The organism is Pseudomonas sp. HR1 (genome assembly GCF_030175875.1).
In the GTDB taxonomy this organism is placed as follows: Bacteria; Pseudomonadota; Gammaproteobacteria; order Pseudomonadales; family Pseudomonadaceae; genus Chryseomonas; species Chryseomonas oryzihabitans.
The window spans coordinates 1-13456 of sequence record NZ_JASNRF010000006.1 but is presented as its reverse complement, the minus strand read 5'-3'; the positions used below and the strand labels follow the sequence as shown (position 1 = coordinate 13456).

The 13456-nt window shown below is 63.7% G+C and carries 15 protein-coding genes and 3 tRNA genes; 11 read left to right on the top strand and 7 right to left on the bottom strand.

Translation table 11 applies throughout. The annotated features are described in order from the left end of the window. Nucleotides 1-8: 8 nt before the first annotated feature. The 4 genes from QKY98_RS19860 (at nucleotide 9) to tcyN (ending at nucleotide 3343) form a co-directional block, all read left to right on the top strand. A complete protein-coding gene (locus QKY98_RS19860) occupies nucleotides 9-1001 on the top strand; it encodes a D-cysteine desulfhydrase (RefSeq protein ID WP_284671440.1) in 993 nt (330 codons plus the stop codon). Between the two features lie 112 nt (nucleotides 1002-1113). Continuing rightward, on the top strand, nucleotides 1114-1911 hold the full coding sequence (gene tcyJ, locus QKY98_RS19855; protein ID WP_074583605.1) for a cystine ABC transporter substrate-binding protein: 798 nt from the start codon (nucleotides 1114-1116) through the stop codon (nucleotides 1909-1911). Beyond that, complete coding sequence (gene tcyL / locus QKY98_RS19850) at nucleotides 1908-2582, top strand: cystine ABC transporter permease (RefSeq protein WP_027599207.1); 675 nt, start codon at nucleotides 1908-1910, stop codon at nucleotides 2580-2582. The genes tcyJ and tcyL overlap by 4 nt, the downstream gene beginning before the upstream one ends. Then, the gene (gene tcyN / locus QKY98_RS19845) at nucleotides 2579-3343 is read left to right on the top strand and encodes an L-cystine ABC transporter ATP-binding protein TcyN (RefSeq protein WP_284671439.1); all 765 of its coding nucleotides are present in this window, start codon (nucleotides 2579-2581) and stop codon (nucleotides 3341-3343) included. Before tcyL ends, tcyN begins: the two co-directional genes overlap by 4 nt. Here tcyN and epsC read toward each other — a convergent pair. Continuing rightward, nucleotides 3334-4278, bottom strand: coding sequence for a serine O-acetyltransferase EpsC (gene epsC, locus QKY98_RS19840; RefSeq protein ID WP_007161852.1), 945 nt, complete (start codon nucleotides 4276-4278; stop codon nucleotides 3334-3336). The two genes, tcyN and epsC, sit on opposite strands and share 10 nt — an antisense overlap. Nucleotides 4279-4394: 116 nt before the next feature. Between epsC and sseA the strand changes: the two genes are divergently transcribed. From sseA to QKY98_RS19810, 6 genes are all read left to right on the top strand, one after another. Further along, entirely contained in the window at nucleotides 4395-5246 is an 852-nt protein-coding gene (gene sseA / locus QKY98_RS19835; protein WP_267398768.1) for a 3-mercaptopyruvate sulfurtransferase, read from the top strand. A 157-nt stretch (nucleotides 5247-5403) separates the two neighbouring features. After that, entirely contained in the window at nucleotides 5404-5967 is a 564-nt protein-coding gene (gene ahpC / locus QKY98_RS19830) for an alkyl hydroperoxide reductase subunit C (protein WP_007161854.1), read from the top strand. Nucleotides 5968-6050: 83 nt separating this feature from the next. Then, nucleotides 6051-7610, top strand: coding sequence for an alkyl hydroperoxide reductase subunit F (gene ahpF, locus QKY98_RS19825; RefSeq protein WP_027599204.1), 1560 nt, complete (start codon nucleotides 6051-6053; stop codon nucleotides 7608-7610). Between the two features lie 213 nt (nucleotides 7611-7823). After that, complete coding sequence (locus tag QKY98_RS19820) at nucleotides 7824-8489, top strand: gamma-glutamylcyclotransferase (protein WP_284671438.1); 666 nt, start codon at nucleotides 7824-7826, stop codon at nucleotides 8487-8489. Beyond that, nucleotides 8486-8713: a TIGR02450 family Trp-rich protein gene (locus tag QKY98_RS19815; protein ID WP_007161857.1), complete on the top strand. Its 228-nt coding sequence runs from the start codon at nucleotides 8486-8488 to the stop codon at nucleotides 8711-8713. The genes QKY98_RS19820 and QKY98_RS19815 overlap by 4 nt, the downstream gene beginning before the upstream one ends. A gap of 126 nt (nucleotides 8714-8839) precedes the next feature. Further along, nucleotides 8840-9100, top strand: coding sequence for a hypothetical protein (locus tag QKY98_RS19810; RefSeq protein WP_007161858.1), 261 nt, complete (start codon nucleotides 8840-8842; stop codon nucleotides 9098-9100). Between the two features lie 42 nt (nucleotides 9101-9142). Here QKY98_RS19810 and QKY98_RS19805 read toward each other — a convergent pair. The 6 genes from QKY98_RS19805 to gacA form a co-directional block, all read right to left on the bottom strand. Continuing rightward, nucleotides 9143-9229, bottom strand: a tRNA-Leu gene (locus QKY98_RS19805). A gap of 107 nt (nucleotides 9230-9336) precedes the next feature. Beyond that, a tRNA-Cys gene (locus tag QKY98_RS19800) sits at nucleotides 9337-9410 on the bottom strand. Nucleotides 9411-9446: 36 nt separating this feature from the next. After that, nucleotides 9447-9522 (bottom strand) — tRNA-Gly (locus tag QKY98_RS19795). Between the two features lie 61 nt (nucleotides 9523-9583). Beyond that, the gene (gene pgsA, locus QKY98_RS19790; protein WP_007161859.1) at nucleotides 9584-10144 is read right to left on the bottom strand and encodes a CDP-diacylglycerol--glycerol-3-phosphate 3-phosphatidyltransferase; all 561 of its coding nucleotides are present in this window, start codon (nucleotides 10142-10144) and stop codon (nucleotides 9584-9586) included. Between the two features lie 31 nt (nucleotides 10145-10175). Next, nucleotides 10176-12002 (bottom strand): excinuclease ABC subunit UvrC, encoded by a 1827-nt coding sequence (gene uvrC, locus QKY98_RS19785; RefSeq protein WP_027599190.1) that lies wholly within the window; start codon nucleotides 12000-12002, stop codon nucleotides 10176-10178. 1 nt (nucleotide 12003) lies between these two features. Then, a complete protein-coding gene (gene gacA, locus QKY98_RS19780) occupies nucleotides 12004-12648 on the bottom strand; it encodes a response regulator transcription factor GacA (RefSeq protein ID WP_027599189.1) in 645 nt (214 codons plus the stop codon). A 168-nt stretch (nucleotides 12649-12816) separates the two neighbouring features. On the opposite strand from gacA, the gene QKY98_RS19775 reads away from it, so the two are divergent. Beyond that, on the top strand, nucleotides 12817-12987 hold the full coding sequence (locus tag QKY98_RS19775) for a DUF1698 domain-containing protein (RefSeq protein ID WP_313959675.1): 171 nt from the start codon (nucleotides 12817-12819) through the stop codon (nucleotides 12985-12987). Nucleotides 12988-13456 lie beyond the last annotated feature (469 nt).

The following is a 13456-nucleotide window of genomic DNA, read 5'->3' as shown; positions in this document are numbered from 1 at the left end:
GTTCCGCCATGCTCGCCACCGCCCTCGCCCGCTTTCCGCGCCTGACGCTGCAACCCTCGGTGACCCCGCTGGAGGTCCTGCCGCGGCTGTCGGCGGAGCTGGGCCGCGCGGTCTACTGCAAGCGCGACGACACCACCAGCCTGGCCCTGGGCGGCAACAAGGTGCGCAAGCTGGAATACCTGGTCGCCGCGGCGCTGGCCGCCGGCGCCGACACCCTGGTGACCGCCGGCGCCATCCAGTCCAACCATGTGCGCCAGACCGCCGCCGTGGCCGCGCAACAGGGCCTGGCCTGCGTCGCCCTGCTGGAAAATCCCATCGCCACCGCGGACCCCGGCTACCTGCACGGCGGCAACCGCCTCCTGCTCGAACTCTTCGGCGCCGAGATCAGAGCCGTCGCGGCGCTCGATGATCCGTTGCGGCAGCTGGAAGCCGAAGCCGAGCGCCTGCGCCAGCAAGGGCGCAAGCCCTGGGTGATCCCCATTGGCGGCTCCAGCGCCCTGGGCGCCCTCGGCTACGTCCGTGCGGCCCTGGAACTCGACGCTCAGCTGCAGGAGCTACAGTTGCAACCCGCAGCCGTCATCCTCGCCTCCGGCAGTGCCGGCACCCAGGCCGGGCTGGACCTGGCCCTTCATCATTTGCGGCCAGAGCTGCCGGTGATCGGCGTCACCGTTTCCCGCACCCAGGCCGAGCAGCTGCCCAGGGTCGCCCTGCTGCGGCAGCAGCTGGCCGAGCTGTTGGGCGTCGCTCTACCCGAGAATCCTCCGCTCCTGCGTGACGGCTACTTCGGCCCGCGCTATGGCGAGCCCAATCCCGGCACCCTGGCCGCCATCCGCCGCCTGGGCCGGCTCGAAGGCCTGGTGCTGGACCCGGTCTACACCGGCAAGGCCATGGCGGGCCTGCTGGATATGGTCGCCAGCGGGGACCTCCCACCCGGCCCCCTGGTATTCCTGCACACCGGCGGCGCCCCGGGCACCTTCGCCTATGGCGACTGGTTGGCGTGATCGGCTAGCCAAGCCACAGGACGATGGCATAACGTCAGCAGTTTTCGGACTTGGGATGTCAGAACAGACACCCTCATAGTGGCGCACCCTCATAACCACAAGGATCTCTTCCATGCGCAAACCCCTCCCCCAGCGTCTGCTCCGTAGCGCCGCCCTGTTGCTCGCCCTGGGCCTGGCCCACCAGGCCACCGCCCAGGCCGAAGACCTCCTGCAGACCGTCAAGCAGCGCGGCGAACTGATCGTCGGCCTGGAGGGCACCTATCCGCCCTTCAGCTTCCAGAACGAACAGGGCCAGCTGACCGGCTTCGAAGTGGACTTCGCCAAGGCCCTGGCCAAGGAGCTGGGTGTCGACGCCAAGATCCAGCCCGGCAAATGGGATGGCCTGCTCGCCGCCCTGGAATCCCGGCGTCTGGACGTGGTGATCAACCAGGTCACCATCAGCGACGAGCGCAAGAAGAAATACGATTTCTCCACCCCCTACACCGTCTCCGGCATCCAGGCCCTGGTGCGCAAGGACGACGTCGACAGCATCAAGACCGCCGCCGACCTCGCCGGCAAGAAGGTCGGCGTCGGCCTGGGCACCAACTACGAGCAATGGCTGCGCCAGAACGTACCCAAGGCGGACGTGCGCACCTACGAAGACGATCCGACCAAGTACCAGGATCTGCGCGTCGGCCGCATCGACGCCATCCTCGTCGACCGCCTGGCCGCCCTGGAACTGCTGTCCAAGACCAAGGACAAGCTGGCCCTGGCCGGTGAGCCCTTCAGTCGCCAGGAGTCGGGCATCGCCGAACGCAAGGGTGATCCGCAATTCCATGCCGCGGTCGACCAGGCCATCGCCAAGCTGCGCGCCGATGGCACCCTGGCCAAGATCTCCGAGAAGTGGTTCAAGGCCGACGTCACCCAATGAGCGACACGCTACAGCTCCTGCTCGATTCGCTGCCCTTCCTGCTGAAGGGCGCGATCTGGACCGTGGTCCTGAGCCTCGGCGGCATGTTCTTCGGCCTGCTGCTGGGCTTCGGCCTGGCCCTGCTGCGCCGCTCGCCGAGCCTGCCGCTGCGTAGCCTGGCGCGGCTGTACATCTCGTTCTTCCGGGGTACGCCGCTGCTGGTGCAGCTGTTCGTCATCTACTACGGCCTGCCCGAACTGGGCCTGCAGCTCGATCCGCTGCCGGCCGCCCTGATCGGCTTTTCGCTGAACATGGCCGCCTACACCGCGGAGATCATCCGCTCGGCCATCGGCGCCATCGACCGCGGTCAGTGGGAAGCCGCCGCCAGCATCGGCATGACGCCGCTGCAGACCCTGAGGCGCGCCATCCTGCCCCAGGCGCTGCGCATCGCCCTGCCGCCACTGGGCAACAGCTTCATCTCGCTGGTCAAGGACACCTCGCTGGCGGCCACCATCCAGGTGCCGGAGCTGTTCCGCCAGGCCCAGCTGATCACCGCCCGCACCTTCGAGATCTTCAGCCTCTACCTGGCCGCGGCACTGCTCTACTGGGTCCTGGCCAGCCTGCTGTCCACCCTGCAGAACCGCCTCGAACGGCACTACGGGCGCCACATCAACGAACGAGGTCAGTCATGATCGAGGTGCAGGGGCTGTCCAAGTCCTTCCGGCAGCAGACAGTGCTGCAGTCCATCGACCTCGAGGTGGCCCAGGGCGAGGTGGTCGCGATCATCGGCCCCAGCGGTTCGGGCAAGACCACCCTGCTGCGCTGCCTCAATCTGCTGGAGACCCCGGAGGCCGGCAGCATCCGCCTGGGCGACCTGCGCATCGACGCCAGCCGACCGCTCAAGGGCCAGCAGCACGCCATCCGCCAGCTGCGCCAGCGCATGGGCTTCGTCTTCCAAAACTTCAATCTGTTTCCCCATCGCACCGCGCTGGAGAACGTGATCGAGGGCCCCATCATCGTCCAGGGCGAGGCGCGCGACACGGCCATCGCCCAGGGCCGTGAATGGCTGGCCAAGGTCGGCTTGGCCGACAAGGCCGATAGCTATCCCGGACAGCTATCGGGCGGCCAGCAGCAGCGGGTCGCCATCGCCCGGGCACTGGCCATGCGTCCCCAGGCCATCCTCTTCGATGAACCCACCTCGGCGCTGGATCCCGAGCGGGTCGGCGAGGTGCTGGAGACCATTCGCGGGCTGGCCCAGGAGGGTCGAACCCTGGTCATCGTCACCCACGAGATGGCCTTCGCGCGTGACGTCGCCCACCGGGTGCTGTTCATGGACGGCGGCCGCATCGTCGAACAGGGTCCGGCGGCCGAGTTGTTCAATCGGCCGCGTGAAGAACGCACCCGGCGCTTCCTGGCCAAGTTCGTTCGTGAAAACGCCGCCGACTACTCCTGAGCCAGACCGGCGCAGCCCTGCAGGCTGGCCTGGCTGACGTTGCTGTTGGCCGGCACGCCATGGGTCAGCCAGACGTTGCCGCCTATGGTCGAGCCCTGGCCGATGGTGATGCGCCCGAGGATGGTCGCCCCGGCATAGATCACCACATCGTCCTCGACGATGGGATGGCGCGGGTGGCCCTTCTTGAGGTTGCCCTCGGCATCGGCCGGGAAGCGCTTGGCGCCCAGGGTCACCGCCTGGTAGATGCGTACCCGGTCGCCGATGATGCAGGTCTCGCCGATCACCACACCGGTGCCATGGTCGATGAAGAAGCCCTCGCCGATCTGGGCACCCGGGTGGATGTCGATCCCGGTCGCCGAGTGCGCCCGCTCGCTGACCATCCGCGCCAGCAACGGCAGGCCGCTGCGATAGAAGTGATGGGCGATGCGGTGATGGATCATGGCGTAGATGCCCGGGTAGCAGAGCAGCACCTCGTCCACGCTGCGCGCGGCGGGATCGCCCTGGTAGGCGGCGATCACGTCGGTATCCAGCAGCCGCCGCAGATCCGGCAGCGCCAGGGCGAAGGCCTGCACCAGCCGACGGGCCTCGTCGGCACGATTGACGCCGTTCTCCCCACGCTGCTTGGCGAAATAGTCCAGTTCCAGCTTCGCCTGGATCACCAGGGCATTGAGCGCCCGCTCCAGTTCGAAACCGACATAGAAGTCCTCGCTTTCCTGGCGCAGCTGATCCGGCCCCAGGCGCAGCGGAAAGAGCGCGCCGCTGAGGGATTCGATCACGCTGGCCATGACGCTGCGCGAGGGCAACTCGCGGCCGCTGAACTCGCGGAAACGCCCATGGGTCTCGCGCCATTGGCTGCGCGCCTCATGCAGTTCCCCGACGATGCGCCCGAGTTGCCAGTCGTTGCCGCCCGTGGATTGCCCGTTAAGTTCGCTCATAAGTCATCTATCCAGTTACCAGGCTGACGAGGATAAAGTATCCGCCGATCCCTGACAGCCCACGTCGCGCCGGGCGCGGTAAGCTGTCGTCCTTTGCCCATCAAGGAGCGCCACCCATGATCGCCTCCCCGCTGGTCACCGCTGCCTGGCTGCAGGAGCAACTCGGCCGTCCGGATCTGCTGATCCTCGATGCCAGTCTCTACCTGCCCAACGAACCCCAGATCGCCGACGAGACCTATCGGCAGCAGCACATCCCCGGCGCCCTGCGCTTCGATATCGAACACTTCTCCGATCCGGACACCGCGCTGCCGCACATGGTCCCCAGCGCGGGACGCTTCGCCCGCCTGGCTGGCGAATTGGGCGTCACCCCGGAGACCACCCTGGTCGTCTACGACCAGAAGGGCCTGTTCTCCGCCGCCCGGGCCTGGTGGCTGTTCCGCCTGTTCGGCCATGACCAGGTGATGGTGCTCGATGGCGGCCTGCCGCTCTGGCGTGAACAGGGCCTGCCGCTGCAGACCGGTGAAAACCTGCCCAACCCGCAGCCGCCCTACCCCGTCATCTTCAACAATCGCCTGCTCTGCGGCCTGGGCGATGTGCAGACCGCGCTCAGCGTGGGCCAGACCCAGGTGCTCGACGCGCGTGGCGCCAAGCGCTTCACCGGCGAGGTAGCGGAGCCGCGCCCGGGCGTCGCCTCAGGGCATATGCCCGGCAGCCAGAATCTGCCCTACGACAGCCTGCTGACAAAAGATGGCACCCTGCTGCCACCCCAGGAGTTGCGCCAGCGCTTCCAGGCCCTGGGCATCGACGGCCTGCATCCGGTGATCACCAGTTGCGGCAGTGGCGTCACCGCCGCGGTCCTGCTGCTCGGCTTGAGCGTCGCCGGCCTGCCGGATGGTCGGCTCTACGACGGCTCCTGGAGCGAATGGGGTCAGCATCCGGCCACGACCAAGGCGCTGGGTCCGGCCTGAGGCGAGCTAAGCCGCTGATTTCATTAAATACCTGTAGTATCCGATAGAGACGCCCAATCGCCGACATCGCCTTTAACAATGAGGTGAATCGTCAAAATGCGATTAGTATGCGTCCTATCGATTTCAACCCTGACTTAAACCCATCAAGGAGTCATCAATGTCCCTGATCAACACCGAAGTGAAGCCTTTCACCGCGACCGCCTACCACAACGGCAAATTCGTCCAGGTGACCGAGGCCGATCTGAAGGGCAAGTGGTCCGCCATCGTGTTCTACCCGGCCGACTTCACCTTCGTGTGCCCCACCGAGCTGGAAGACCTTGCTGACCTGTACCCCGAGTTCCAGAAGCTGGGCGTGGAGATCTACGGCGTGTCCTGCGACACCCACTTCGCGCACAAGGCCTGGCACGACACCTCGGAAGCCATCAAGAAGGTCAACTACCCGCTGGTAGGCGATCCCACCGCTCGCCTGGCACGCAACTTCGAAGTGCTGATCGAAGAAGAAGGCCTGGCCCTGCGCGGCACCTTCCTGATCAACCCGGAAGGCCAGATCAAGCTGTGCGAAATCCACGACAACGGCATCGGCCGTGACGCCAGCGAACTGCTGCGCAAGGTCCGCGCCGCCCAGTACGTCGCCAACCACCCGGGCGAAGTCTGCCCCGCCAAGTGGAAAGAAGGCGAAGCGACCCTGACCCCCTCGCTGGACCTGGTCGGCAAGATCTAACACCCGCCTGATCTAGCCCGAGCGCCCGGGCGCCTTGCCCGCGCGCTCTTTTTTTGCCCATTTTTTACGGAAGCCACGTCGCCATGTTGGACGCCAATCTGAAAGCCCAGCTCAAGACCTACCTCGAACGCGTCACGCGCCCCATCGAGATCGTCGCGTCCCTCGACGATGGCGCGAAGTCCCGTGAAATGCACAGCCTGCTGCAGGATATCGCCAGCCTGTCCGATCAGGTCAGCCTCAGCACCGACGGCACCGATGCGCGTCGCCCCTCCTTCGCCCTGCTGACCCCCGGTCAGAACATCGACCTGCGCTTCGCCGGTCTGCCCATGGGCCACGAATTCACCTCCCTGGTACTGGCCCTGCTGCAGGTGGGCGGTCATCCGTCCAAGGCCAGCCAGGACGTCATCGAGCAGGTCAAGGCGCTCGACGGCGACTACCAGTTCGAAACCTATTTCTCCCTCTCCTGCCAGAACTGCCCGGACGTGGTGCAGGCCCTGAACCTCATGGCCGTGCTCAATCCCCGGGTCAAGCACGTCGCCGTCGACGGCGCCCTGTTCCAAGACGAGGTCGAGCGCCGCCAGATCATGGCCGTGCCCAGCGTCTACCTGAACGGCGAACCCTTCGGCCAGGGCCGCATGGGTCTGGAAGAGATCGTCGCCAAGCTCGACACCGGCGCCGCCGCTCGCTCCGCCGACAAGCTCAATGCCAAAGACGCCTTCGACGTCCTGGTCATCGGGGGTGGCCCGGCTGGCGCGGCCGCTGCCGTCTATGCCGCACGCAAGGGCATCCGTACCGGCGTCGCCGCCGAGCGTTTCGGCGGCCAGGTACTTGATACTCTGGCCATCGAGAACTTCATCTCCATCAAGGAGACCGAAGGGCCGAAGCTGGCCATGGCGCTGGAAGAGCACGTCAAGCAGTACGAAGTCGACATCATGAACCTGCAGCGCGCCGAGCAGCTGATTCCGGCCCACGAAGCCGGCGGCCTGCACGAAGTCCGCTTCACCGATGGCGGCTCGCTCAAGGCCAAGACGCTGATCCTGGCCACCGGCGCCCGCTGGCGCGAAATGAACGTTCCCGGTGAGCGCGAATACCGCAACCGCGGCGTGGCCTACTGCCCGCACTGCGATGGCCCCCTGTTCAAGGGCAAGCGCGTCGCGGTGATCGGTGGCGGCAACTCGGGTGTCGAGGCGGCCATCGACCTCGCCGGCATCGTCGCCCAGGTCACCCTGATCGAGTACGACGGCCAGCTGCGTGCCGACGCCGTGCTGCAGCGCAAGCTGTTCAGCCTGCCCAACGTGACCGTCATCACCAGCGCCCTCACCAGCGAAGTCAAGGGCGACGGCCAGAAGGTCAACGGCCTGGTCTACAAGGATCGCAACTCCAGCGAGTTCCACCACCTCGACCTGGAAGGCGTCTTCGTGCAGATCGGCCTGGTGCCCAATACCGACTGGCTCAAGGGTACCGTCGAGCTGTCGCCGCGCGGCGAGATCGAAGTTGACGCCCGCTGCCAGACCTCCCTGCCCGGCGTCTTCGCCGCGGGCGACGTCACCACCGTGCCCTACAAGCAGATCGTCATCGCCCTGGGCGAAGGCGCCAAGGCCTCCCTGGCCGCCTTCGATCACCTGATCCGCACCAGCGCCTGATCGATCTCACGCCCCCTTTCCCGCCCGGCACCTGCCGGGCTTTTTTTCGTCCGCCGTTTTCTGCGTTCACCTTGGCATGTTTCTCGCTGCGACCTAACCAGGCGTCATAAAGATGGGCACGAACGGTCTAGGAGTTCCTCCCGGACTTTCGTTAGGATCTTAGGACCGGGTTCCTGAACCTGGCAGCTCCAGCGGTAGAGGACCAGGCGGCATATGCACAGACAGATTTCTTCCAGCATCCACGACTCCTATCCCCCCAAGCTCGCGCCCGCCACGCCGCTCACCCCTCCCGAGCTGGTGGCCTCCCTGGAAGCCACCCTGGCTCAACGCCAACCCGGTCCGGTCTGGCTGTTCGCCTACGGCTCGCTGATCTGGCGCCCCGAGTGCCCCGCCGTCGCCGTGCGCCGGGCGCGGGTGCACGGCTATCACCGCGGTCTCTATCTCTGGTCCCAGCTGCATCGCGGTACCCCTGAGCAACCCGGCCTGGTACTGGGCCTGGATCGCGGCGGCTCCTGCTCGGGCTTCGCCTACCAGTTGCCGCATGACCAGCTGGACGACCACCTGCTGGCCCTCTGGAAGCGCGAGATGCCGGATGGGTCCTACCGCCCCCGCTGGCTGCAATGCCACCTGGAAGACGGCAGCAAGGTGCAGGCGCTCGGTTTCGTGCTGAAGCGCAATCTGCCCTGCTACGCCGGGAGCCTGCCCGATGACATCCTCAATCGCGTCCTGACCGAGGCCTGCGGCCATTTCGGCACCACCCTGGAATACGTCGAGCGCACCATCACGGCGCTCAGGGCCCACGCCATGCCCGATCGCAACCTGGAAGCCCTGCTGCAGCGCTATCGCAGCGCACCCCTGCTGGAGGCCATGCAGGGATGAAGCAACGTCAGATCAACCCCCACAAGCTGCTGCTCAGCAAATGGACGGCCGTCCAGCCACGCGAACGGCAAAAGCACTTCATCGTCACCCGGGTCCATACCCCGGAAGTCGAGACCGACCCCATCTCGCAGATAGATCTGCAAGCCGTTCTCACTCGTCGTACCTGGACGCTGGACTGGCACGAGTTGCAGGATGCAGAATGCTGGCTGCAAGGCTGGCAATGAAACTCCGAAAGCAGGGCCGGGATTTTGCGACTAGCATCGCGATATGACGGCACTTTTCTGCAAAGGTGAAACCCTGTAGCAGCCAATGCTGTCACAGTGCCACCTTTGAACAGGAAGCTTTTCCGGATGACCCTCTATGTCGAACTCGCCAGCGCCTTCAACACCCTCAAAGGCGGATTCGAGCCGTTGCGCTGCGTGATCTCCACGCGTGATCAGCGCGCCTACGATGTCGAGGTCTTTTCCCGCAGCGGTCAGTCGGTACTGAACCGCCCTATCGCCCGCACCGAGTTGCTCGACGCGGCCATGCTCGAAGCCTTCATCCTCGACAGCCGCTCACGTATCGAGCGCGATGCGGATGAAACGCCCTACTGGACGATTCCCTCCTAAACGAAAAAGGCCACTCGAACAGGAGTGGCCTTTTCATTTGGATGGTGCCCGAGGCCGGAATCGAACCGGCACGACGGTTAAGTCGAGGGATTTTAAGTCCCTTGTGTCTACCAGTTTCACCACTCGGGCAGAACCGAACCCTCAGACAAGCGGATTCGTAAAACCTGATCCAGTATTCATACATCCCTGGATGATGAAAAGCCCCGTAGACCTGGGATCTACGGGGCTCTCAATAGTGGAGGCCGAGGTCGGAATCGAACCGGCGTACACGGATTTGCAATCCGCTGCATGACCACTCTGCCACCCGGCCTCAAACCTGAATGTCTTGCGACACTCATGTAAAACATGGAGCGGGAAACGAGACTCGAACTCGCGACCCCGACCTTGGCAAGGTCGTGCTCTACCAACTGAGCTATTCCCGCTTGGTGACGGGCGCCATTCTATCTGAGCCACCCTTCATGTCAAGCCATTGATTCAAAAAACTTATTTCTTTTTCTCGGCGCTCATCAGATGCGGCCACGCCGCCATCAGATAGGTGCACATGGACCACAGGGTCAGGGCTGCTGCGACGATGAGCAACGCATAACCACTGATGACCCAGAAGGTCATCTGCGGCGGGTTGGCCAACAGGATGACCAGCGCCAGCATCTGCGCCGCCGTCTTCCACTTGCCCAGATTGGATACTGCGACCTGGGCCCGGGCGCCCAACTCGGCCATCCACTCCCGCAGCGCCGATACCACGATCTCGCGACCGACGATGATGACAGCGGGCAGCGTCAGCCAGGCATTGGCGTGCTCCTGCACCAGCAACACCAGGGCCACGGCGACGATGAGCTTGTCCGCTACCGGATCCAGGAAGGCACCGAAGGGCGTGCTCTGCCCCAGGCGCCGCGCCAGATAGCCATCCAGCCAGTCGGTCGCACAGGCGATGGCGAAGATGGTGCTGGCGGTCCAGTAACTCCAGTGGACTGGCAGATAGAACAGGATGACAAAGAGCGGAATGAGGAAGACGCGCAGTACGGTAAGCAGATTTGGAATATTCATTGGCGCGGCTGTTGGTGAACGTGAGGCGATTCTACTCGCTGTGCAAGGCCGCATAAATCTGCTCGGCCAGCTTTTTGCTAATGCTTGGCGCTTTGGCGATCTCTTCGATGCTCGCACGCTGCAGCTCACGGAGTCCGCCAAAGTGCTTGAGAAGCTCCTGCCGGCGCTTGGGCCCGATCCCGGCAACCTCTTCCAGCGATGACGTCCGGCGCGCCTTGCCGCGGCGTGCGCGGTGCCCAGTGATGGCGAATCGGTGCGCCTCGTCGCGAATCTGCTGAATTAGGTGCAGCGCGGGCGAATGAGCCGGCAGGGTGAATTCGTTGGACGGATCGTCCAGATAGAGGACTTCGAGACCTGGCTTGCGGGTGACGCCCTTGGCGACGCCCAGCAGGACCAGATCCGGCACCGCCAACTCCCTGAGCACCTCACGAGCCATGGCCAACTGGCCCTTGCCGCCATCCACCAGCAGGATGTCAGGCAGCTTGCCCTCGCCCGCCTTAAGCCGGCTGAAGCGGCGAGTCAACGCCTGATGCATGGCGGCATAGTCATCGCCGGCGGTTACACCCTCGATGTTGTAACGACGATAATCCGACTTGAGCGGTCCTTCCGGCCCGAAGACCACGCAGGACGCCACGGTCGCCTCGCCACTGGAATGACTGATATCGAAACACTCCAGCCGCTGAGGCGGTTCCGGCAGATCCAGCGCCTGCACCAGGGCATCGAAACGCACCCCCATGTGCTGCCGATTGGCCAGTCGCGTATTCAGCGCCTGCTCCGCATTGGTTACCGCCAACTGCTGCCAGCGGGCTCGGGTCCCCCGGACGCGATGAGCGATGACCAGCTGCCGCTTGTGAACCTCGGCAAAGGCATCGATCAGGGTAGCGAAGTCCTCGTGGACGGAATTCACGATGATCTCGTCCGGCAGATCCCGCTCCAGGTAGGCGAGGTAGTACTGCTCCAGGAAGGCGGCCAGCACTTCGCTGGAATCCTCCTCGATCCCTACCTCCGGGAAGAAATTCTTGCTGCCCAGCACTCGCCCGCCGCGTACGCTGACCAGGTGCACACAGGCACCGCCCGGATTGACGAGCGCGGCGATGACATCGACATCACCGGTGCCTCCCTCGATGCTCTGCTGATCCTGAACGCGTCGCACCAGGGCCACCTGATCACGCAACTCCGCTGCCCGCTCGAACTGCAGATTGACCGAGGCGCTTTCCATCTTGGCTTGCAGCTCTTCCGCCAGGGCATTGCTACGCCCTTCTAGAAACATGGCCGAATGACGGACGTCCTCGCCATATTCCTGCTCGCTGACGAGCGCCACGCAGGGGCCCTTGCATCTCTTGATCTGATACTGCAGGCAGGGCCGCGTACGATTGCGAAAGTAGTTGTCATCGCATTGCCGTACCTGAAAGGCTTTCTGCAGCAGATTGAGACTTTCGCGGATGGCACCGGCGCTGGGATAAGGACCGAAGTAGCGCCCCTTCCCTCTCTTCTCTCCACGGTGAATGGTCAGTCGCGGATACTGATCCTCAGTTGAGAGATAGACATAGGGGTAGGATTTATCATCCCTCAACAGGATGTTGTAGGGCGGGCGCCACTGCTTGATGAGATTCTGTTCCAGCAGGAGCGCTTCGGTCTCGTTGCCGGTGATGGTGGTCTCGATCTGAGCGATCTTGGACACCATGGAAGCCGTCTTGGGAGCCAAGCCGGTCTTTCTGAAATAGCTGGAAAGTCGGTTCTTGAGATTCTTGGCCTTACCAACATAGAGGAGCTTGCCGCCCTCATCGAACATCCGATAGACACCCGGACGTCCGCTGCAACCGGATAGAAAGGCTGCAGCATCGAAAGATTGACTCATATCAACTCGTTGCATCTACCATGCCGTGGCGAACAGCCAACATGGCTAGTTCGACATCGCTGGTAATCGATAATTTCTCGAAGATCCGATAGCGATAGGTGTTGACGGTCTTGGGCGACAAACAGAGCTTGTCGGAAATGACCTGGACTTTCTGGCAGCCCGCGATCATCAGCGCGATCTGAATCTCTCGCTCGGACAGCTGATCGAAGGGCGACGCTTCGGCCTTGGACTGAAAGGGTTTCAAGGCCAGCTGCTGGGCGATCTGCGCACTGATGTAACGTCGACCGGCGAAGGCCTGCTTGATGGCGGTGATCATCTCTTCGATGTCCGCACCCTTGGTCAGATACCCTGCAGCACCCGCCTGGAGCAGACGCGTCGGAAAAGGATCTTCCTCGCAGGCCGTGACGACCACCACCTTCAGGTCGGGTCGGCTGCGCAGGAGCTTGCGGGTAGCTTCCAGCCCACCGATACCGGGCATCCGGACGTCCATCAGGACTACATCCGGCTCGAGCTCACGGGCCAGCATCAGTGCATTTTCGCCACTGTCTGCCTGGCCGACGACCTGGATTCCTGCCACATCCGCCAACATCCGTACGATGCCGGTACGAACAAGATCATGATCGTCGACAACTAGCACCTTGATCAAAATCGAATCCCCTTCGCTTGCGCTTTCATCGCTTGCGTCACCTAAACAACTATCCGCTGGCCCTACCCGTTAAGGAATAGGATCCTAGGCTACGCTATAAATTTGATTGGTCATGCAAAGAAAAAAGGGGTACGACGCTTCGCACCCCTTGCCTGCCGGCCTTAGGCCATTGGGCATTGTATACCGAAAAGAGCTGGAGAAATGAAGCAGATCGGAATCATTCCCGGTCAGGTTACCAATGGTTCGCCGAGGTGTTGGCTCAATCCGCAAGATCCAGGCCTGACCGTCGAAGGCCTACCCGCACCCCTGCGCGCCACCCTGATAGCCCGCAAACCCTGAATGCAAAAAGCCCGGCAGATGCCGGGCTTTTTCTTGCTCGTGTAACGCTGCGGTAGGTTGGGTTGAGCGCAGCGAAGCCGAACATCCAGCTGATCGCGGCCATGGGCCGCTCTTACGGCATGCCTCCTTGTAGGAGCGGCGGCATCGGCGGACTGCCATGGCCGCGATAGCCCGGCGCAGCCGGGCTGTTGTGGCTCTTTGGCTCTTTGCAGAATGTCAGCAGCACCGTCTAGCAGGCTCTGCGCCAACCTCTCCGACGCTCCGCTCCTGGTCCCCTCTCCCCCCGGGAGAGGGCTAGGGTGAGGGCAACCCCAGCTACCTAGCCCCAGGCTTCCACTGGCCGATCATCGGCTCCCAGCGCCTAGGCGCTCTGGCACTCAGCCAAACTTTTCCCGCCCCAAAGACAACACCCCCGCCAGAGTGAACTGAGCGGGGGTGCTGGGTGTTAGGCGCTTGACGATGACCTACT